Origin of the sequence: Streptomyces sparsogenes, from assembly GCF_001704635.1 — a bacterium.
Taxonomy (GTDB): domain Bacteria; phylum Actinomycetota; class Actinomycetes; order Streptomycetales; family Streptomycetaceae; genus Streptomyces; species Streptomyces sparsogenes.
In genome coordinates this window covers 1-20,067 of record NZ_MAXF01000093.1, presented here as the reverse complement: position 1 = coordinate 20,067, position 20,067 = coordinate 1, and the positions used below count along the sequence as shown (strand labels likewise).

16 protein-coding genes and 2 pseudogenes are annotated in these 20,067 nt (G+C 72.9%); 7 read left to right on the top strand and 11 right to left on the bottom strand.

Annotation, left to right across the window (positions count from 1 at the left end):
• Positions 1 to 162 precede the first annotated feature (162 nt).
• Positions 163 to 312 (top strand): annotated as a pseudogene (locus BBH68_RS39515) (IS5/IS1182 family transposase); the annotation flags it as partial.
• Between the two features lie 41 nt (positions 313 to 353).
• Here BBH68_RS39515 and BBH68_RS18515 read toward each other — a convergent pair.
• Complete coding sequence (locus BBH68_RS18515) at positions 354 to 623, bottom strand: hypothetical protein (protein ID WP_065963859.1); 270 nt, start codon at positions 621 to 623, stop codon at positions 354 to 356.
• A gap of 45 nt (positions 624 to 668) precedes the next feature.
• On the opposite strand from BBH68_RS18515, the gene BBH68_RS39510 reads away from it, so the two are divergent.
• The 3 genes from BBH68_RS39510 (at position 669) to BBH68_RS18500 (ending at position 3,174) form a co-directional block, all read left to right on the top strand.
• On the top strand, positions 669 to 857 hold the full coding sequence (locus BBH68_RS39510; RefSeq protein ID WP_342673137.1) for a CGNR zinc finger domain-containing protein: 189 nt from the start codon (positions 669 to 671) through the stop codon (positions 855 to 857).
• Positions 850 to 2,676 carry a ricin-type beta-trefoil lectin domain protein gene (locus tag BBH68_RS39505; protein ID WP_076970802.1) on the top strand — a complete coding sequence of 609 codons (1,827 nt, stop codon included), beginning with the start codon at positions 850 to 852 and terminating at the stop codon, positions 2,674 to 2,676. The genes BBH68_RS39510 and BBH68_RS39505 overlap by 8 nt, the downstream gene beginning before the upstream one ends.
• Positions 2,677 to 2,835: 159 nt before the next feature.
• A complete protein-coding gene (locus BBH68_RS18500) occupies positions 2,836 to 3,174 on the top strand; it encodes a hypothetical protein (protein WP_065963849.1) in 339 nt (112 codons plus the stop codon).
• 96 nt (positions 3,175 to 3,270) lie between these two features.
• On the opposite strand, the gene BBH68_RS18495 is transcribed toward BBH68_RS18500, so the two are convergent.
• The 4 genes from BBH68_RS18495 to BBH68_RS18480 form a co-directional block, all read right to left on the bottom strand.
• Entirely contained in the window at positions 3,271 to 4,743 is a 1,473-nt protein-coding gene (locus BBH68_RS18495) for a GntP family permease (protein WP_065963848.1), read from the bottom strand.
• A 247-nt stretch (positions 4,744 to 4,990) separates the two neighbouring features.
• Positions 4,991 to 5,404 carry a RidA family protein gene (locus tag BBH68_RS18490; protein ID WP_065963845.1) on the bottom strand — a complete coding sequence of 138 codons (414 nt, stop codon included), beginning with the start codon at positions 5,402 to 5,404 and terminating at the stop codon, positions 4,991 to 4,993.
• The gene (locus tag BBH68_RS18485) at positions 5,401 to 6,231 is read right to left on the bottom strand and encodes an IclR family transcriptional regulator (protein ID WP_065963843.1); all 831 of its coding nucleotides are present in this window, start codon (positions 6,229 to 6,231) and stop codon (positions 5,401 to 5,403) included. The genes BBH68_RS18490 and BBH68_RS18485 overlap by 4 nt, the downstream gene beginning before the upstream one ends.
• Positions 6,228 to 7,280 carry a sugar kinase gene (locus tag BBH68_RS18480; protein ID WP_245738117.1) on the bottom strand — a complete coding sequence of 351 codons (1,053 nt, stop codon included), beginning with the start codon at positions 7,278 to 7,280 and terminating at the stop codon, positions 6,228 to 6,230. The genes BBH68_RS18485 and BBH68_RS18480 overlap by 4 nt, the downstream gene beginning before the upstream one ends.
• Positions 7,281 to 7,483: 203 nt before the next feature.
• Here BBH68_RS18480 and BBH68_RS18475 point away from each other — a divergent pair, with 203 nt between their 5' ends.
• The gene (locus tag BBH68_RS18475; RefSeq protein ID WP_065963933.1) at positions 7,484 to 8,842 is read left to right on the top strand and encodes an alanine racemase; all 1,359 of its coding nucleotides are present in this window, start codon (positions 7,484 to 7,486) and stop codon (positions 8,840 to 8,842) included.
• Between the two features lie 89 nt (positions 8,843 to 8,931).
• Positions 8,932 to 10,578 (top strand): N-acyl-D-amino-acid deacylase family protein, encoded by a 1,647-nt coding sequence (locus tag BBH68_RS18470; RefSeq protein ID WP_065963840.1) that lies wholly within the window; start codon positions 8,932 to 8,934, stop codon positions 10,576 to 10,578.
• Here the strand turns inward: BBH68_RS18470 and BBH68_RS18465 are convergent.
• The 6 genes and pseudogenes from BBH68_RS18465 to BBH68_RS18445 form a co-directional block, all read right to left on the bottom strand.
• Positions 10,533 to 11,201 (bottom strand): TetR/AcrR family transcriptional regulator, encoded by a 669-nt coding sequence (locus tag BBH68_RS18465; protein WP_065963839.1) that lies wholly within the window; start codon positions 11,199 to 11,201, stop codon positions 10,533 to 10,535. The genes BBH68_RS18470 and BBH68_RS18465 overlap by 46 nt on opposite strands.
• Positions 11,198 to 13,207 (bottom strand): CocE/NonD family hydrolase, encoded by a 2,010-nt coding sequence (locus BBH68_RS18460; protein WP_065963931.1) that lies wholly within the window; start codon positions 13,205 to 13,207, stop codon positions 11,198 to 11,200. The genes BBH68_RS18465 and BBH68_RS18460 overlap by 4 nt, the downstream gene beginning before the upstream one ends.
• Positions 13,208 to 13,456: 249 nt before the next feature.
• A pseudogene (locus BBH68_RS39495) lies at positions 13,457 to 15,088 on the bottom strand (dipeptide ABC transporter ATP-binding protein); the annotation flags it as partial.
• Entirely contained in the window at positions 15,088 to 15,993 is a 906-nt protein-coding gene (locus BBH68_RS18455) for an ABC transporter permease (RefSeq protein WP_065963837.1), read from the bottom strand. The gene BBH68_RS18455 and the pseudogene BBH68_RS39495, both read right to left, overlap by 1 nt.
• Positions 15,990 to 16,949 (bottom strand): ABC transporter permease, encoded by a 960-nt coding sequence (locus BBH68_RS18450; RefSeq protein WP_065963929.1) that lies wholly within the window; start codon positions 16,947 to 16,949, stop codon positions 15,990 to 15,992. Before BBH68_RS18450 ends, BBH68_RS18455 begins: the two co-directional genes overlap by 4 nt.
• Before the next feature lie 5 nt (positions 16,950 to 16,954).
• A complete protein-coding gene (locus BBH68_RS18445; protein WP_065963835.1) occupies positions 16,955 to 18,571 on the bottom strand; it encodes an ABC transporter substrate-binding protein in 1,617 nt (538 codons plus the stop codon).
• Positions 18,572 to 18,803: 232 nt separating this feature from the next.
• Here BBH68_RS18445 and BBH68_RS18440 point away from each other — a divergent pair, with 232 nt between their 5' ends.
• Positions 18,804 to 20,015 carry a pyridoxal phosphate-dependent aminotransferase gene (locus BBH68_RS18440; RefSeq protein ID WP_065963834.1) on the top strand — a complete coding sequence of 404 codons (1,212 nt, stop codon included), beginning with the start codon at positions 18,804 to 18,806 and terminating at the stop codon, positions 20,013 to 20,015.
• Positions 20,016 to 20,067: the final 52 nt, after the last annotated feature.

Below are 20,067 nucleotides of genomic sequence, written 5' to 3'. Positions count from 1 at the left end.
GACGGCGTTGCATTTGGCGCCGGTCGGTAGTGTTCGAGTGTGACGATCGTGGATCGTCTGGTCCCTGACGGGCTAGGGAAACTGTTTCAGCGGGTGGTTCCGGTGGCGCCGGTGTCCGCAGGGCGGCGGCCGACGGCGGTACGGGGACCGGGAGGTACGGGACTGGAGCCCCTGGTCCGGGGCATACCACCGATCCGCTCCCGCCGCGGACCAAGACGGCGCAAACCCGCCAAACTCCATGCGGAAAAGGGCTACGAATACGACCACCTGCGGAGATGGCACCGTACTCGCATTGCCGCCGCCCTCATCCGCTGCCGACGACTCGCCGCATGAGGCGGCCACACTCGCCCTGATCAGCGCCACTGCGGCGGGACGTTGGCCATCTGCTTCAGCAAGTCCCAGCCTTGGCTCTTTCGCCTGCGCTCTTCCAACGAGTCGTTCCACGGGGCCCCGCGCCCTACCCAGTAACCGCGGTAGTTGCGCAAGCCCATGACACTGGCGTCGCCGACATCGGACTCATTGCCGCAGCACGGGCAGATGGCCGCCGTCGGCCAGCCCCCCTCCCAGAACACCTCATCCTCGTATCCGCAGACCCGGCAGACGGTCTCTGTCTCGTCCTCCATGTTCACCTCGACCGCAGTCTATCGATCACAGTACGGGGCTTTCTGATGCCCAGCGAAAGCAGGCCGGATGACGCATGGCTCTGGTACGGCGTCCGTACCTGCGGCTCCGAGCGCTGCGCCCTGCGCTTCGTGGACCGCTCGCCCGCACACAACCGCCGCTGGTGCTCGATGAGCCGCTGCGGAAACCGCACCAAGGTGCGGCTCCACGAGGCCCGCTCCCGGGCGCGTGACTGATGGGCGGGGACCGCGTCGCGCTCGGGCGGCTCGACCCACCCCGCACCCGGCCAACGGAGCGAGCGGACCCCTGCCTGGGGGCCGTCGTCCCGTTGGGAGCTACCCGACGTCCCGGAGTATTCTCGCCAACGCCCCGGGCCTGTCACTCGCGGCGGCGGTGACCACGCACGGGCCGCTGCCGCCGGACGCGGCCCTGCGGCTGATCGCGGGCGTGGCCCACGCACTGGAGGCCATCCACGCGGTGCAGGTCACCCACCGGGATCTCAAGCCGGGGAATGTCATCCTGGCGCCGGACGGCCCCGACGTCATCGACTTCGGGATCGCGCGGGCCGCCGAGGCCACTCCGCTGACCGGCACCGACATGCGTATCGGCACCCCCTTGTACATGTCTCCGGAACAGCTCAGGGGTACCACTCCGGTGACCCCGGCCATCGACGTCTTCGCGCTCGGCCTGACCGGGTACGTCGCCGCGACCGGTGTCCACCCCTTCGGCGACGGGCCGGGCCCCGCCGTGCTCTACCGCATCGATCGCGAAGTGCCCGATCTCTCCGCCTGCCCGGCGGAGATACGGCCCGTCATCAGCCGCTGCCTGGCGAAGGACCCCGCGGCGCGGCCCACGCCCGCCGAGGTGGTGGCCCTCTGCCGACAGGCCGGAGCCAAGCTCGGCCTGACCGAGGTGCTTCCGACCGCCGGATGGCTACCCCCGGCCTTCCTTGCCCATGCAACCTCAGCCGTCGACCCAGTCGGCCCAGACGCCTTCCGCGACGCCTTCCGCGACGCCCGCCTCGCCGTCCATACCCCCGAGAACCGTCTACGACCCGCAATCCGGGGGGCGGCCGGGGAATCCCCGGAAGCGCCGACTGGTAACGGGCATTGCGGCGCTCGCCGTCGTCGCGATCGCCGTCGCCGTCGCCCTCATCTGGCTCCCGAACCGAGGCGACGACAAGAACGACGGCGCCTCCCCGTCGCACGCCTCACAGAGCAGTACACCGCAGAAAACCCCGTCGGAGGAGTCCTCACAGGGAAAGACGTCCCCCGCGAACCCCCGGCGAAGGCCGCGGCACCCCCAAAAGCATTAGACTCGACCGTAAAAACATTCACCAACGCGGCGACCGGACGTTGCCTGGACAGTAACGGCGACGAAGAAGCTTACGCATTCGATTGCAATGGTGGCGGTTACCAGAAATGGACTGCGTCCGGGAAGGCGTTCAGTCTGCGCGATGCAGCAGGCGATATGTGCATGGGCAGCGACGATGCCGGTGAGCTGAGTATGTCCACATGCGATCGCACCGATCAGCAGAAGTGGAACATATCCAACAAGTCCGTACTGCGCAATGCGGCGACCGATCGCTGCCTGGACGGCGGCGACGACGGCACGTTGCGCACGATCGAATGCGACAGCAGCGATCGCCAGAAGTGGACCGTCTCCGGCGACAGTTCCGTTCTGCGCAATGTGGCGTCTGATCGCTGCTTGAGCGGCAGCGGCTCCGGTGGCCCGCACTTGAGCGACTGCTCCGACAATGGGAGCGAGGAGGGGAAGTGGAAGATCTCCGAGGAAGAGTTCGAACTGCGTGACGTGACGACTGACCTCTGCTTGGAGAGTAACGAATCCGGCCAGGTCTACACGTTTTCATGCAATGAAGGCGATTATCAACGGTGGGATATTTCCGGCGAGAATTCCACTCTGCACAACATGAAGACACGTCTCTGCCTGAAAGACACCGACTCCCCTTTGGAGAAAGGCTATCAACTGCAGACGAGCGAATGCGATGAAGGCGACGCTCAGAAATGGAAGACCGCATCGCCATCTGACAGATGACGGACGACCGATGGCGGATGGCGGATGGCGGATGCCGGATAACTGCCCTCTGCGCTGAAACACAAGCAACTGCGCACGGAGTGCGAAGCCGCACCCTCGTTCCGGCGCCACACTGGGCGTGCAATTCCTCAGACGCGCACGGAAAAGAGAGGTATCTGCATGTCCATCAAACGACGTGCCGCGACGGTCGTGGCATCGCTCGGCATCACGACGGGCGGGCTGTTCCTGGCAGCCGCCCCCGCCTCCGCCTCCGCCCAGGGCATCTGGACGTGCAACGCGCCGACGTACATGACGGGCAGCGGCGGCCACGCGGGCGCCTCGCTCCAGTGCTTCGGCAACAGTTGGGACGACAAGTTCAACGTCGCCGTCACATGCAAGCGGTGGGACAACGGATACGAGTACCGACACGACGGGAACATCGTCCAGACGGGCCAGGTCTCCACCGTGTGGTGCGACCTGAACGCGAGAATCGTGCACCTCGCCTACGTGGCCTGGTAGGGCGGCGCGCACGCTGGACCGGCCGCGCGGAAGCGGCCGGTCCACCGCCCCGTACGCCGACTTGCCCTCCCCGGACGGCCAGTTGGCGGATGTGACCTAGATGACCAGGCTCAGCAGCCCCGCGACCACGAAACCCGCCACCGACAGCACCGACTCCAGCACCGTCCACGACTTGAGCGTGTCGCGCTCCGAGATGCCGAAGTACTTGGCGACCATCCAGAAGCCGCCGTCGTTGACGTGCGAGGCGAAGATCGAGCCCGCCGAGATGGCCATGATGACGAGCGCCAGGTGCGCCTGCGAGTAGTGGCCCTCGGTCAGCATCGGGGAGACGATGCCCGCCGTGGTGACGATCGCGACCGTCGCCGAGCCCTGTGCGACGCGCAGCACCACCGAGATCAGCCAGGCCAGCAGGATGACCGGAAGGCCCGCGCTGTCGAAGGCGTCGGCGAGCGCCTGGGCCACCCCGCTGCCCTTGAGGACGGCGCCGAAGACCCCGCCCGCGCCGACGACCAGCAGGATGTTGCCGATCGGCTTGAGGGAGGCGGTGGAGACGGTCTCCAGGGACTTGCGGGACCAGCCGCGGCGGATGCCCAGCAGGTAGTAGGCGAGCAGCAGGGCGATGGTCAGCGCCACGAAGGGGTGGCCGAAGAACTCGATCACCGAGCGGCCGGTGCTGGGGTCCAGGGCGATGGAGGAGAACGTCGCGCAGAGGATGAGGACCAGCGGGGTGCCGATGATGGCGAGGACGGTGCCGACCGGCACCGGCCGCTCCGCCGGGGTGGTGCCCGCCGCGCGCTGTTCGGCGGCGACGGCCTGCTTGGCCTCCTCGGCCGCCTCGACCATGTCCTGCGGCACGGGGACGAAGAGGCGGTTGCCGATCCACGCGGCGTACGCCCAGGCGGCGAGCACGGAGGGGACGCCGACGAGGATGCCCATCAGGATGACCCAGCCCAGGTCGACGTGGAGCAGTCCGGCCGCGGCCACCGGGCCGGGGTGCGGGGGCAGGAAGGCGTGGGTCATGGACAGGCCGGCCAGCAGCGGCATCGCGTACAGCACGATCGACTTGCCGCTGCGCTTGGCCGCCGCGTAGACGATCGGCGCCAGGACGAAGATGCCGACGTCGAAGAAGACGGGTATGCCGAAGATCAGGCCGGTCAGGCCCATCGCGAGCGGCGCCCGCCGCTCGCCGAAGAGACCGAGCAGCCGGGAACTCAACGCCTCGGCGCCGCCGGAGACTTCGAGGATCGCGCCGAGCATGGTGCCCAGGCCGATGATGATGGCTATGTGGCCGAGGATGCCGCCCATGCCGGACTCGATGAGCGAGACGGCGTCGGACCGCTGGACCGTGCCGAAGAGTTCGGTGACCGACAGGCCGGCGGCCAGGCCCACCGCGATGGACACGGCCAGCAGGGCCACGAAGGGCTGCAGCCGGGCCTTGATGATGAGGAAGAGCAGCAGCGCGATGCCGAGGGCGGCGACGGTCAGCAGACCGGCGGTGCCGTCGATGATCGCGAGTAGACCACCGGTGTGGGGTGGGGTCTCGGCAGCGGGGGCGGCCGCGAGCAGCATGGGGAACTCCGGTTTCCGGGTAGGGGGTGGCGCCGCACGGCGGGGGGCCGCGTGCGCGGGGGGAACGGGGATGGCGGCGGGGGTTCAGAGCGCTGTGTCCGACGACTGTGCGAAGGGGCGAGGGAGGGAGGGGGAGGGGAAGGGGAGGGGAGGGTGGAGTGCGGCGGGCGGGGCCGGGGGTGTCCCGCCCGCCGCGGCTCGTACGGCGCGGCGGGCGCCGTACGAGGTGTGGCGCGTGCCGGGGGTGTCAGCCGAGGACGGCGAGCGCGTCGATCTCGACCAGCAGACCGGCCGGAAGGCCGACGTAGACGGTGGTCCGGGCCGCCGGGGCCTCCTTCAGGTCCGCGAAGAACTCGTTGTAGATCTCGTTGAATTCGGCGAAGTGGCCGGTGTCGGTGAGGTAGACGCGCACCATCACCACGTCCTCCCAGCTCGCCCCGCCCTTCTCCAGGACGGCCTGCACATTGCGCAGCGTCTGGAGCGTCTGCTCGCGCAGGCCGGGCCCGACGGGGGCGGGCGCCTGGCCCGGGACCGCGGGGCCGAAGCCGACCTGCCCGGCGACCTGGAGGATGTTGCCCTTCCTGACGCCGTGCGAGAACTTGGCGGGCGGCGTGGTGTGAGTGTCCGGGGTGATCGCGGTCTTCTGAAGCTTCTCGCTCATGGGGTGCTTTCCTCGGTTCGGCTGTCGGTTGGTTCCGGATGGGGTTCGACGGGGTCCGGTGCGGTGGCGGCCCGTTCGCCGAGCGGGCCGCCACCGGAGTACTCGTGGCTGATCGCGTCCGCCGTGCGCCGCACCTCGGGCAGCAGCGCGAGGAGTTCCCCGGCGCTGACCACGACGTTCGGCGCGGAGACCGAACAGGCCGCGACCACCCGCCCGTCCGCTCCCCGGATGGGTGCCCCGACGCAGTTGATCGACTCCTCGTGGCCGCCGAGGTCGGTGGCCCAGCCCTGCTCCCGCACGATCGCCAGCTCCTTGAGGAAGGCCGCGGCGTTCGGGGTGGAGCGCGGGGTGTAGGCGGGGTAGCGCAGCTTCTCGGCGACCGCGCGCCGCTCCGCCTCCGGCAGGTCGGCCAGCAGCACCTTGGCGACCGCGGCCACGGTGATCGCCACGGGTTTGCCGATCCGCGAGTACATCCGGACCGGGTAGCGGCTCTCCACCTTGTCGATGTAGAGCACCTCGTTCTCCTCGTACACGGCGAGGTGGACGGTGTGCCCGCAGCGCTCGTTGAGCTCGACGAGGTACGGGTGGGCGATCTCGCGCACGTCCAGGTTCTCCACGGCCTGCTGCGCGAGCGCGAAGAGGCGCGCCCCGAGCCGGTAGCGCTGGTCCTGCTGGCGGTAGACCATGCCGTGCTCGTGGAGGGTGCGCAGCAGCCGCAGCGCGGTCGTCTTGTGCACGCCCAGCCGGGTGGCCACCTGCTCCAGGTTGGCCGGGCCCTCCGCCAGCAGCGGCAGGATGGTCAGCGCTCGGTCGACGGTCTGGCTCATGGGGTGGCTACCTCCGCGCTCACGGGTCCGGCGTCCGTCCAGCCGGGGGCGAGTCGCAGTGTGCCCCACGCCCCGGCGTCGAGCGCGACCAGCCCGTCGGCGTGCTCGCGCGCGGGCGGGGCGCCCAGGTCGCCGGGGACGGTGAGGGCGGCGGCCGCCATCAGGTGGCCGTGGCGCAGCCGCTCCGCGACGGGCAGGCCGCGCAGGGTGCCGGACAGGAACCCGGCGGCGAAGGCGTCCCCCGCGCCCACGGCCGCGACCACCTCGACCCGGGGGGCCGGTTCGCAGGTGACCTCGTCGCCGCCGGCGGGCCGCCGGGCGTACGCGGTGGCGCCCGCGCTCCCCTGCTTCACGACCAGCACCTCGGGCTCGGGCAGGGCTGCCCGGATCGCCGCCGCGCCGCGCAGCCCCCAGGCGGCCCCGGCCTCGTCCTCGCCGACGAAGACCAGGTCGCAGCCGCGGGCGAGGTCCAGCAGGCGCCCCGCGCCGCCGCCGCGCCACAGGGCGGTGCGGTAGTTGACGTCGAACGAGACGAGGGGACGGCCGGGCGCGCGGGTGGTGAGCTCCCGCAGCAGGGCTCGGCAGCCGTCGGAGAGGGCGGCGGTGATCCCGGTGAGGTGGAGGACGCGGCCCGACCAGGTCTGTTCCCGGGGCACCAGGTCCGGGGACATGGCCGCGGCGGCGGACCCGGCCCGGTAGTAGACGACCTCGGACAGCTCCTCTCCGCCCCCTTCGCCCTCTCCGCCCCCTTCGCCTCTGCCGTCCCCTCCGTCCGTCTCGCCGAGCGCCCGCTCCCCCGCCGTACGGAAGTAGACGCCGGTGGGGCGGTCCGGGTCGCGCCGCACGTACGAGACGTCCACGCCGGCGGCGGCGATCTCCGCGACGAGGTGGTCGCCGAAGCCGTCCGCGCCGACCCGGCTGATCCACCGGGCGGTGTGTCCGACCCGCGCGAGTGTGCACGCGACGTTGGACTCCGCGCCGCCGATCCCGCGAGAGAACGCCGGTACGTCGGCGAGGCGGCCGGGACGGGAGGGCACGAAGGTGACCATCGACTCGCCGAGGCACACGACGTCGACGTCTCGGGCGTCGTCGGCATGGGGGGCTGCGGACACGACGTACTCGCTCCTCGCTGGGGCGTCGGGGGTGTGGCGCACACCGTTGACCGGGTGCTTGGCGGGATGTTAGACAGCGCTAAGCGTTATACGCAATGAACGTTGCACATGCTGCAACCCCGATGCTCATGGGAGGCTCCATGGCCGCCGACTCCGCCGCCGACCGCCCCACCGCCGACCGCCCCGCCGAAACGGCCGCCGACCCCGCCGCCGCCACGCCCGCCACGCCCGACTCCCCCGTCGCCCGCCTCGCCCGCGAGCGCGTCGACCACCGCTTCAAGGGCCTGCCCCCGAGCGCCGAAGGCCGTACGGTCGGCGAGCTGGCGGCCGAGCGCCGCTCCCTGTTCACCGGCGGGTTCACCACCCCCGTGCTGGTGCTGTCCGCCGAGGCCCTGGAGCACAACCTCGCCGCCCTGGAGCGCTACGCCGCCGCCCACGGCCTGGCCTTCGCCCCGCACGGCAAGACCTCCCTCGCCCCCCAGCTCTTCGAGCGCCAACTCGACCGTGGCGCCTGGGGCATCACCGCCGCCGTGCCCACCCAGGTGCGCCTGTACCGCGCCTTCGGCATCCAGCGGATCTTCCTCGCCAACGAGGTCGTGGACGCCGCCGCCCTCCACTGGCTCGCCGGGGAGCTGGACGCCGACCCCGACTTCCGCTTCCTCGCGTACGTCGACTCCCCGCGCGGCGTCGAGCTGATGGACGCGGCCCTGCGGGAGGCGGGCGCCCGCCGCCCGGTCGACGTGGTCGTCGAACTCGGCGCCGGGCCCGGCGCGCGGACCGGCGCCCGTACGGAAGCCGACTGCGCGGCCGTCGCCGACGCGGTCGCGGCCACCGGGACCCTGCGCCTCGTCGGCGTCGCCGGCTACGAGGGCGAGGTGCCGGAGCCGGACGGCGAGCGGGTCCGGGCGTGGCTGCGCCGGCTCATCGCGCTGGCCGTCGCCTTCGACCGGGAGGGCCGGTTCGCGGAAGCGGACGAGATCGTGGTCAGCGCGGGCGGCAGCGCGTGGTTCGACGCGGTCGCGGACGTCTTCGAAGAGCTGCCCGAGCTGTCCGGCCCGGTGCTGAAGCTGCTGCGCTCCGGCGCGTACGTCTCCCACGACGACGGCCGCTACCGCGAGGTCACCCCCTTCAACCGCGTCCCCGAGGAGGGCACCCTGCGCCCCGCCTTCCGCCTGTGGGCCCAGGTCGTCTCCCGCCCCGAACCGGGCCAGGCGTTCCTCAACGCGGGCAAGCGCGACGCGGCGTACGACCTCGACCTCCCCGAAGCGCAGGTCATCCGCTCCCTCGACGGCACCGAGCGCCCCGCCACCGGACTCACCGTCACCGGGCTGTCCGACCAGCACGCCTGGCTGGCGGTCGCGGAGGGCACGCGGCTCGAGGTCGGCGACTGGGTGGGCCTCGGCCTCTCCCACCCGTGCACGAGCTTCGACAAGTGGCAGCTGATCCCCGTGGCCGAGGCGGACGGCACGGTCACGGACTACATCCGCACGTTCTTCTGAGACCACTGATGAGACCACTGAGGCTCTGAGACCGCCGAGGCTCTGAGACCGCCGAGGCTTCCGAGACCACTGAGCGAGAGGCAGCGCACATGGACCTGGTCATCCGCGACGCGCGGGTCGTCGACGGCAGCGGCGGCGACCGCTACCGGGCGGACGTCGGCATCGACGGCGGGCGGATCGCCGCCATCGTGCCGGAGGGGGCCGGCCCGCGGCCGGCGGGGCGGCGGGTGGTGGAGGCCGACGGGCTCGCGCTGGCGCCCGGGTTCATCGACATGCACGCGCACAGCGACCTCGCCCTGCTGCGCGACCCCGACCACTCGGCCAAGGTCGCGCAGGGGGTGACCCTGGAGGTGATCGGCCAGGACGGGCTGTCGTACGCGCCTGTCGACGACCGCACCCTCGCCGAGATCCGCACGGCCATCACCGGCTGGAACGGCGACGGCTCCGACATCGACTTCGACTGGCGCACCGTGGGCGGGTATCTGGACCGCCTCGACCACGGCTTCGACGGGCAGGGCATCGCGGTCAACGCCGCGTACCTCATCCCCCAGGGCACCGTCCGGATGCTCGCGGTCGGCTGGGCGGACCGGGAGGCCGCCCCGGACGAGGTCGAGCGGATGAAGCGGCTGGTCGCGGAGGGTCTCGAGGAGGGGGCGGTGGGGCTGTCGTCGGGGCTGACGTACACGCCCGGGATGTACGCGTCCGACGCCGAGCTGACCGAGCTGTGCCGCGTCGTCGCGGCGTACGGCGGGTACTACTGCCCGCACCACCGCTCGTACGGCGCGGGCGCCCTCCGGGCGTACGAGGAGATGGTGGCCCTCACCCGCGAGGCGGGCTGCGCGCTGCACCTGGCGCACGCGACCATGAACTTCGGCGTGAACAAGGGCCGGGCGCCCGAGCTGCTGGCGCTGCTCGACCGGGCGCTGGCGGAGGGCGCCGACATCACCCTGGACACCTACCCCTATCTCCCCGGCTCCACCACGCTCGCCGCGATGCTGCCGAGCTGGGCCGCCGAGGGCGGGCCCGATGCCGTCCTGGAGCGGCTGCGGGACGAGCCGACCGCCGAGCGGATCCGGCACGTCATGGAGGTGGAGGGCGCGGACGGCTGCCATGGCGTGCCCATCGAGTGGGACACCATCGAGATCTCCGGGGTCGCCGATCCGGCCCTGGCCCCGTACGTCGGCAAGACGGTCGCCCGGTCGGCGCGCGAGCGCGGCGAGGCGCCGTGGGACACCGCGCGCCGGCTGCTGCTGGAGGACCGGCTCGGCTCGACGATCCTTCAGCACGTGGGGCACGAGGACAACGTGCGGGCGATCATGAAGCACCCGGTGCACACCGGCGGCAGCGACGGCCTCCTCCAGGGCGCCAAGCCGCACCCGCGCGCGTACGGGACCTTCCCCCACTACCTGGGCCGCTACGTCCGCGAGCTGGGCGTGCTGTCGCTGGAGGAGTGCGTGGCCCACCTCACCGCGCGGCCCGCGGCCCGTCTCCGCCTCCCCGACCGGGGCCTGGTCCGCGAGGGATACCGCGCCGACCTGGTCCTCTTCGACCCGGACACGGTCGCCGCGGGCTCCACCTTCGAGGCGCCGCGCACCCTGCCGACGGGGGTCCCGCACGTCCTCATCGACGGCCGTTTCGTCATCGAGGACGGGCGGCGCACGGACGTCCTGGCCGGGCGCTCGGTGCGGCGTCAGCCCGTCGCCGCCGCCTCCAGCTCCACCTCCACCAGCCGGTAGAGGTGGGCGCGGGCGGCCTCGGTGGTCAGCGGCGGGGCCTGGCGCAGCCGTTGCAGGGCCAGGCCGTCGGCGAGGGCGGCGAAGCGGACGGCGAAGTCGGCCGGGTCGACGGTGCGGAAGTCGCCCTCGGCGACGCCGCGTTCGACGAGGGAGCGGATCTCGCCGTGCCAGCTGGCGTAGCGCTCGGCCTGGCCGCGGGCGAAGGCCTGGTCGCGGTCGCCCGCGTGCCAGTAGTCGAACCACATGCGCCAGTGCCGGTCGGTGTCGTCGGTGAACAGGGCGTCGATGAGCAGCCGCAGGCCCTCGGCGCCGCTGGTGGCCCGGTCGGCGGCCTCGCTGAGTGCCGCGTAGTAGCGCTCGATGTGCAGCACCATCGCCTCGGAGAGGACTTCCTGGACGCTGTCGAAGTGGTAGGTGACGGTGCCGACCGAGACGCCCGCCGCGGCCGCCACGTCGCGCACGCCGACCGCCGCCGAGCCGCGTTCGACGATGAGCGGGACGGCGGCCTCCACGATCAGCCGGCGGCGCACCTCGGTGGGCTGCCGGGTGCGTTCGGAGGCGGCGACGGCCCTGCGGGGCGCCTTGGGCCGGCGGCCGGGCCGGTCGGGCACGGACGTCGTCATGCCGAGGTCCTGGGGGTGGTGTGGTGCCAGGTGCGCTTGGCCACTGTCTCTCCGTTCGCCCGTGCTTCGAGGCCGCTGTCCATGATGAACTCCGTGGCGGTGGCGCGGAGTTCGGTGGTGGTCACCACGGTGGCGTCCCAGTCGCCGCGCCGCAGCCGGATGGTCCACTGGGAGCTTGCCACGGCCGACAGCGGGTCGGTGCCGCGGATCCGGTACGTCTCCAGGGCGCTCTCCCCGTAGCGCAGGCCGTCCGGGTAGGTGCGGGAGCCGCCGTAGTTGGGGTCCACCTCCAGGGTCCACTCGCCCGTGGCCACGTCGTGCCGCACGATCCGTTCGGGCCGGGGCCTGGCGGGCGGCTCGCTGGTCACGGGGAGCGGCGGGGCCTGTTCCGGCTCCTCGAAGGCGACCGGCGGGCGGCCGGCGTCGGCGCCGGGGTCCCGTACGGGCAGCAGCAGGGCGCTGTCGGCGGGCAGGACGGTCAGGGCGCCGCGCTCGCCGTGCGGCCACACCCACGGCCAGTACTGGTCGGACAGGGCGACGCGGACGCGGTGGCCGGGCGGGAAGGCGTAGCCGGTGGCGGTCAGTTCGACCTCGACGTCCTCGTACGTGCCGGGCCGCCACTCCACGGCCCGGTCCCGGCCGTGCCGGGACAGCAGGTTGAGCACGCCCCGGCTGACCAGCGTGGAGGAGCCGTCGGGGGCGACGTCGCAGACGCGCGCGATGACGTGGCCGCGGGGGGTGGCGCTGTCGAGGCGCAGCCGGACCCGGGGGCGGCCGAGGATCTCCACGCGCCCGGTCAGCGGCGCGGAGTCGAAGCAGACCGAGCGGCCGTCCTCCTCGCGCTGGTCGGGCGGCAGGTCGGTGGCGTTGCCGAAGGGGAAGAAGCGGCCCGCGTCGACGCCGGTGTGCAGCGGGGAGCGGACCACCGCGGGCCCCGCGCCGGGGCCGCCCAGCGGCCGCTCGTCCCAGGTCACGGCCGGGGAGGGCCAGGCGTCGTCGGTGACCCAGCGGCCGGGCATGGTCGTGTGGTGGGTCGCGGGGGGCACGGGGTCGTTGATCCAGGAGCGCAGGGCGGGGTCCGCCATGACCCCGGTGTCCACGCCCTTGAGCCAGTGGTCCCACCAGCGCAGCGTCTCCTGGAGGAAGCCGATCGCGGGGCCCGGCGGCAGGCCCCGGTCGGGGTACTGGTGCGACCAGGGCCCGATCAGCCCCCGTACGGGCGCGTCGAGGTGCTCGACCAGCCGCAGCACGGTGTCCCGGTACGGGTCGGCCCAGCCGCCGACCGCGAGGACCGCCGCGTCGATGGCGCCGTAGTCCTCGCAGACGCTGCCGTGCCGCCAGTAGTCGTCCCGCTCCTGGTGGGCGAGCCAGGTGTGCAGATACGGCTCCAGCGCCCCGAGCCGCTGCCGCCACATGGGCAGCCAGCGGTCCTCGCCCACGGTGGCCGGGTCCGGCGGGCGGGCGGTGAAGGCGAGCATGGTGCCGGCCCAGGCGAGCATGTCGATGCCGAGGACGGCGCCGCCGGTGTAGTGGACGTCGTTGTCGTAGCGGTCGTCGGTGGAGCAGACGGTGACGATCGCCTTCAGCGGCCCGGGGCGCAGGGCGGCGATCTGGAGGGAGTTGAACCCGCCCCAGGAGATGCCGAACATGCCGACCTTGCCCGTGCACCACGGCTGGGCGGCCAGCCACTCCACGACGTCGACGCCGTCGGCGAGTTCGGTCTCGGTGTACTCGTCGAGCATCACGCCCTCGGAGTCCCCGCTGCCGCGCAGATCGACCCGTACGGAGGCGTAGCCGTGCCCGGCGTACCAGGGGTGGCGCTGGGCGTCGCGCGGGGCGGTCCAGTCGCCCTTGCGGTACGGCAGGTACTCCAGCAGGGCGGGCACGGGGTCGGCGGTGGCGTCGGCGGGGCGCCAGATCCGCGCGTGCAGCCGGGTCCCGTCGCGGGTGGGGATCCAGACGTCCTCCACCCGCACCTCGCGGTCGAACCGCTCGCGGTACCTCACGGGTTGACGCTCCTCACTCGTGGGCTCCAGCGGCGGACGCGGTGGCCGCCGCCCAGGTCGGTCCAGGTGTCGTGCGGCTCGGCCGCGTCCTGCCAGTCGTCGGCCGCCCCGGGCGGCTCCGCCTCGGGACCGGGGTCCGGGTCGGGACCGGGGTCCGGGTCGGGGCCGGGATCCGGGTCGGGGCCGGGGTCTGGGTCGGGACCGGGGTCCGGGTCCGGGGTCCGGGTCGGGGCCGGGGTCCGGGCCGGGCTCCAGCGCGGCGGCCATGAGCCGGCGGGTGTACGGGTGGCCGGGGGCCGCGAAGACCGCCTCGGTGGGGCCCTCCTCGACCACCACGCCGTGCCGCAGCACCACGACCCGGTCGGCGATGCCGCGCACCACGGCCAGGTCGTGGCTGATGAACAGGCAGGCCAGCTCCCGGTCCCGGCGCAGGTCGTCCAGCAGGCGCAGCACCTCGGCCTGGACGGAGACGTCGAGGGCGGTGGTGATCTCGTCGGCGATGAGCACGTCCGGTTCGCCGGCCAGCGCCCGGGCGATCCCGATCCGCTGCCGCTGCCCGCCCGAGAGCTGGGCGGGCAGCCGGTCGGCGAAGGCCGGGTCGAGGCGTACGTCGGCGATGAGCCGCCGCGCGCGGGCGGCGGCCTCGGTGCGGGAGCCGACCGTGCCGAAGAAGCGCAGGGGCCGCCGTACCGCGTCGCCCACCGAACGCCGGGGGTTGAGAGAGGTGTCGGCGTTCTGGAAGACGAGCTGGACCTTCCGGCGCAGGGCGAGCGGCCGCTTGCGCGCCGGGCGGGCCAGGTCGCCGTCGACCCCGGCGCCCCCGCCGGAACCCCCCTCGGCGCCGGTCGCGGTCATCGTGCCGCCCGAGGGCGCCCGGAGGCCCGCCAGCGACCAGGCGAGCGTGGACTTGCCGCTGCCCGACTCGCCGACCAGCGCCAGCACCTCGCCGCGCCGCACCCGGAACGACACGCCGTGGACGGCGCGGCTGGCCCCGTAGTCGATGGTGACGTCGCGGACGGCGACGGCCTCGGGGGCGTCGGCGGGCACCTGGGCCCTGGGCCGGATCTCGCGGCTGCCGTCGTCGGCGACGACGGCGAGCCCGGCGTCGGACAGCCGGGGCACGCTGGCCAGCAGCCGCCGGGTGTAGGGGTCGGCGGGCGCGGTGAACAGGCGGCGGGTGGGGGCGGTCTCGACGACCCGCCCGGCGCGCAACACCGTGACCTCGTCGGCCATGTGGGCGACGACGCCCAGGTCGTGGCTGACCAGGACGGCGGCGAGGCCGAGTTCCTCGCGCAGCGCGGCGAGCAGGTCCAGGACGCCGCGCTGGGTGATGACGTCGAGGCCGGTGGTGGGCTCGTCGAGGACGAGTACCTTGGGGCGGGCGGCGATGGCCATGGCGATGGCGACGCGCTGCTGCTGTCCGCCGGAGAGCTCGTGCGGGTAGCGGCGGGCGAGTTCGGCGGGGCGCGGCAGGCGCACCTGGTCGAGGAGGTCGGTGACGGCGGCGGGGCCGGCCGCCGCGTCGCCGCGCAGCGCCTCGGCGATCTGCCGCCCGACCCGCATGGAGGGGGTGAGCGCGTGTCCGGCGTTCTGCGCGACCATGGCGACCGTGCCGCCGCGCAGCCGCCGCAGCTCCCGGGGCGGCAGCGCGAAGACGTCCGCGCCGTCGACGCGCACGGTGCCCGCGGTGATCCGCGACCCGTGCCGCAGATGCCCGAGCAGGGTCGCGGCGACGGTCGACTTGCCGCTGCCGGACTCGCCGACCAGGGCGAGGGTGTGGCCGGGGCGCAGCTCGAAGCCGACCTCGTGGACGACGGGCACGTCCCGGCCGCCTGAGCGGTAGGCGACGGACAGCCCCGCCACGGAGACGATGGCGGTCATCAGGAGCCCTCCCGGATCCGGTCCACGCCCCACGCCTTGGACAGGCCGTCGGCCGCGAGGTTGAGCCCGACCACGAGCGTGGCCAGGGCGATGATGGGCGCCAGGCTCGCCATGGGCACGACGGTGATGGCGGTGCGGTTCTCGGCGACCATCAGCCCCCAGTCGGGGGTGGGCGGGTTGGCGCCGAAGCCGAGGAACGACAGGGAGCTGATCAGCAGCACCACCCACGAGGCGCGCATCGCGAACTCCACGCACACCACGTCGGTGATGTTGGGCAGCACCTCGCGCCGCAGGATCGACCAGGTGCCCTCGCCGCGGGCGCGGGCGGCGGTGACGTAGTCGGCGGGCACGACGGCCAGCGCGGCGCCGCGCACGACCCGCACGACCTGCGGGACGTAGACGACGGCGACGGCGAGCACGATGACCGCGGGCCCGGTGCCGAGCGCGGTGACGACGACCAGCAGGGCGAGGATCGAGGGGATGGCCAGCACGGCGTCCAGGACCCGCATCAGCACGTCGTCCAGCCAGCCGCCGCGCAGCGCGGCCGCGCAGCCGAGCACGGTGCCCAGCGCGAGGGTCAGCACGGTGGCGGCGACCGAGACGCCGAGCGCGTACCGCCCGCCGTACAGCACGCGGGCCAGCACGTCGCGGCCGTAGCTGTCGGTGCCGGCCCAGTGGTCGGCGCCGGGGCCGAGCAGGGCGTGGGAGGCGTCGCCGACGGTGGGCGCGTACGGGGTGAGCACGGGTGCGAGCAGCGCGATCAGGACGTGCACGGCGACGATGGCGAGGCCGATGGCCGCGGCGCGGGAGGAGCGTACGGTGCGCCAGGTGCGGGCGGCGAAGCCCGGCCGGACGGCGGGCGGTTCGACCGGAACGGCAGCGTCGGGGATCTCCAGGGTGCTCATCGGGTCCGCCCTCCTCGGGTCCTGAGCTTGGGGTTGAGGGCCATGGCGCCGAGGTCTGCGGCCAGGTTGCAGCAGACGTAGACGACGGCGCTGATCAGCGCGATGGCCTGGATGACGGGCAGGTCGCGGTTCTGCACGGAGGAGAGCATCAGCTTGCCGATGCCGGGGTAGTTGAAGACGTTCTCGACGACGGCCACGCCGCCGACCAGCCACGCCACGTTGAGCGCGATGACGTGGAGGGTGGGCAGCAGGGCGCTGGGCAGGGCGTGCCGGGTGACCACGCGCCAGGTGGACAGGCCCTTGAGCCGGGCGGTGGTGACGTACTCGCCGGCCATGACGTCGATGACCGAGGTACGGGCCATCCGCACGATGTACGCGGCCATCACGATCGCGAGCGAGGCGGCGGGCAGCCAGACGGCGGGGAGCAGTTGGCCGACGGTCGCCTCGGGCCCGTAGAGCACGACGGCGGGCAGGACGGGCACGGCGATGGAGAAGAGCAGCACCAGCACGGTGGCCACCACGAACTCGGGGACGCTCATGCCGATCAGGCTGACGGTGGAGATGAGGTGGTCGGGCCAGCGGTCGCGGTAGAGGCCGGCGAGGACGCCCAGCACGAGCGAGCCGGTGACCGCGAACAGGACGGTGACGAGGGCGATCAGCGCGGAGTTGCCGAGGTACTGGCCGACCTCGCCGCCCACCGGCTTGCCGCTCACCAGGGAGGTGCCGAAGTCGCCGTGGAGCGCGCCGTTCACCCACTCGGCGTAACGCTCCCAGGCGGGCCGGTCCAGGTGGAGCTTGTCGCGCAGCGCGGCGACGGCCGAGGGGGTGGCGTCCTTGCCGAGCACCTGGGTGGCGACGTCGCCGGGCAGGGACTGGACGGCCAGGAAGACCAGGACGGAGGAGAGCACCAGCGTGCCGAGGGCGGCCACGACGCGGCGCAGCAGGAAGGAGAGCACGCCCCTCACGCCCCCTTCAGCCCGATGCCGAGGTAGTCGAACTCGAAGCCGTGCTCGGCGTAGCCGCGCACCTTGCGGGAGATGCCGACGAGCCGGTCGGCGAACATGGGGGTGATCGCCCCGCCCCGCTCGACCACAGCGCGCTGCGCCTCCTGGTACAGCTCGCGGCGCCGCCCGTCGTCGGTCTCCCGGCGGGCCCGGTCCAGAGCCGCGTCGAAGTCCTTGTCCGCCCAGGCGGTCTCGTTGTACGAGGAGCCGCCCCGGAAGACCTGGTTGAGGAGCTGGTCGACGGGGCGGCCGGTGTACCAGTAGGTGGCCATCAGCGGCTTCTTCATCCAGATCTGGGTGTAGTACGAGTCGGCGGCCGCCGTCCTGACCCGGATCCGGATGCCGGCCCGCCGGGCGGACTCCTGGTAGGCGAGGGCCATCGGCGTGAAGATCGGGTCGTAGGCGGAGGTGTAGAGGTCGACCGCGAGCCGCTCGTACCCCGCGCGCTTCAGCAGGTGGCGGGCCTTTTCGGGGTCGTGCGCCGGGTGGGCGGCGAGGTGTCCGGGGGTGCCGGGCGGCACGGGGTTGTCCCAGCCGGCGGTGCCCGCGCCCTGGAGGGCGACCTTCAGCACGTGCTCGGGGTCGTAGGCGAGCTTCATGGCCTGCCGCACCCGCACGTCCGTGAAGGGCTTCTCGGTGGTGAGCATCGGCAGCACGTACCACTGGGCGTTCCTGACCCGGGCGAGGGTGGCCCGGTCGGAGTTGGCGACCACGCGGGCGGTGGCGAAGTCCAGGTTGGTCTGGGAGAGCAGATCGACCTGGCCGGCCAGCAGGGCGTTGGAGCGGGCCTGCATGTTGGCGACGGAGTAGAAGTCGATCGCGTCCAGGACGGGGCGGCCGGCCCAGTGGTCCTCGCACGCGGCGATCCGGCCGGGCCCGGCGGCGGTGAAGGAGACCAGCTTGAAGGGACCGGTGCCGATGCCGGTGCGGCCGATGGAGGCGGCGCTGCCGTCGGGGACGACGTAGCAGTTGTAGTTGGTCAGCAGGCTCGGGAACTCGGCGTTCGGGCTCTTCAGCGGGACGACCAGGGTGTGCGGGTCCGGGGTGCGCAGCCGCTCGGGATCGACCAGCGGGGCGAGCACGCCGGCCTGCGGGGAGCCGGTCTTCGGGTCGAGGATGTGGCGCAGGGTGTAGGCGGCGTCGGCGGAGGTGAAGGCGCGGCCGTCGTGGAAGGTGACGCCGCGGCGCAGCCGGAAGGTCCAGGTGCGGGCCTCCTTGTCGGGCTCCCAGGACTCGGCGAGGTCGGGGACGAGGGTGCCGTCGGGGCCGATCCGCACCAGCCGGTTGTAGAGGGCGCCCAGGTATTCGTACGCGGACAGGGAGCTGGCCGGGTCGAGGGTCTCGGCGTCGGAGGCGGGCGGCCGGGCGATGCGCAGGGTGCCGCCGCGGTCGGGGCGGCCGGCGGGGGCGCCGCTGGGGAGGGCGTCGGCGGGGGAGGCGGAGGCCGCGCCGGAGCAGCCGGTGAGCAGCCATGACGCGCCGAGCGCGGCGCCGCCCGCGGCCGCGGCGGCGAGCACCGACCGGCGCGGTATCGCCGCCGCCCCCGGGGCGTGTCGGGGTGAGGTGTCAGGCATGGGCCGGCCACCCTTCTCCGCTATTCGTTCAGCGGAACGATTCGTTGAAGTGCGTGAACGATAGCCAGCCGCCCCGCCCGGGCCAACCCTCCGGACGCGGAAATTCACCCCGGAAACAGACTCGTTACCCGGCGCGCGGACATGTCCCGTCCGCCCGAAGACGCCCCCTTACACCGTCCACGTGGCGAAGAACACCGAGCGGTCCCGGTTGCGCCCCCGTAAGGTGGCCGACATGCAGGTGATCCAGTCCGCGAAGCTCGCCAACGTCGGCTACGAGATCCGGGGCCCGGTACTCGAGGAGGCGATGCGGCTGGAGGCTGCCGGTCACCGCATCCTCAAGCTCAACACCGGCAACCCGGCGACCTTCGGCTTCGAGTGCCCGCCGGAGATCCTGGAGGACATGCTGCGCAACCTCGGCGGCGCCCACGGCTACGGCGACGCCAAGGGGCTGCTGTCCGCCCGGCGCGCGGTGATGCAGCACTACCAGACCAAGGGCATCGACCTGGACGTCGAGGACGTCTACCTGGGCAACGGCGTCTCCGAGCTGATCCAGATGGCGATGCAGGGCCTGCTCGACGACGGGGACGAGGTCCTGGTCCCCTCCCCCGACTACCCGCTGTGGACCGCCGCGGTCTCGCTCTCCGGCGGCACCGCCGTGCACTACCGCTGCGACGAGCAGTCCGACTGGCTGCCCGACCTGGCCGACATCGAGCGCAAGGTCACCGACCGCACCAAGGCCCTCGTCATCATCAACCCCAACAACCCCACGGGCGCGGTGTACGACGAGGAGATGCTGCGCGGCCTCACCGAGATCGCCCGCCGCCACAACCTGGTCGTCTGCTCCGACGAGATCTACGACAAGATCCTCTACGACGGCGCGACCCACACCCCCACCGCGGCCGTCGCCCCCGACCTGCTGACCCTGACCTTCAACGGGCTCTCCAAGGCCTACCGGGTCGCGGGCTACCGCAGCGGCTGGCTCGCGATCTGCGGCCCCAAGGCCCACGCCTCCAGCTATCTGGAGGGCCTGACGATCCTCGCCAACATGCGGCTGTGCGCCAACATGCCCGCCCAGCACGCGGTGGCCGCGGCCCTCGGCGGCCGCCAGTCCATCAACGACCTGGTGCTGCCCGGCGGCCGGCTGCTGGAGCAGCGCGACACGGCGTACGAGCTGCTGACCCGCATCCCCGGGGTGTCCTGCGTCAAGCCCAAGGGCGCGCTGTACGCGTTCCCCCGGCTCGACCCCTCGGTCTACAAGATCAAGGACGACCGGCAGATGGTCCTTGACCTGCTGCGCTCCGAGAAGATCATGATCGTGCACGGCACAGGCTTCAACTGGCCGGAGCCCGACCACTTCCGGATCGTGACCCTCCCGGCGAAGAAGGACCTGGCGGACGCGGTGACGCGGATCGGGAAGTTCCTGGAGGGCTACGCCCAGCACTGACCCGCCGCCCGGTGCCGCCGCTCGCCCGGCGGCGCGTCTGCGTATGGGACAG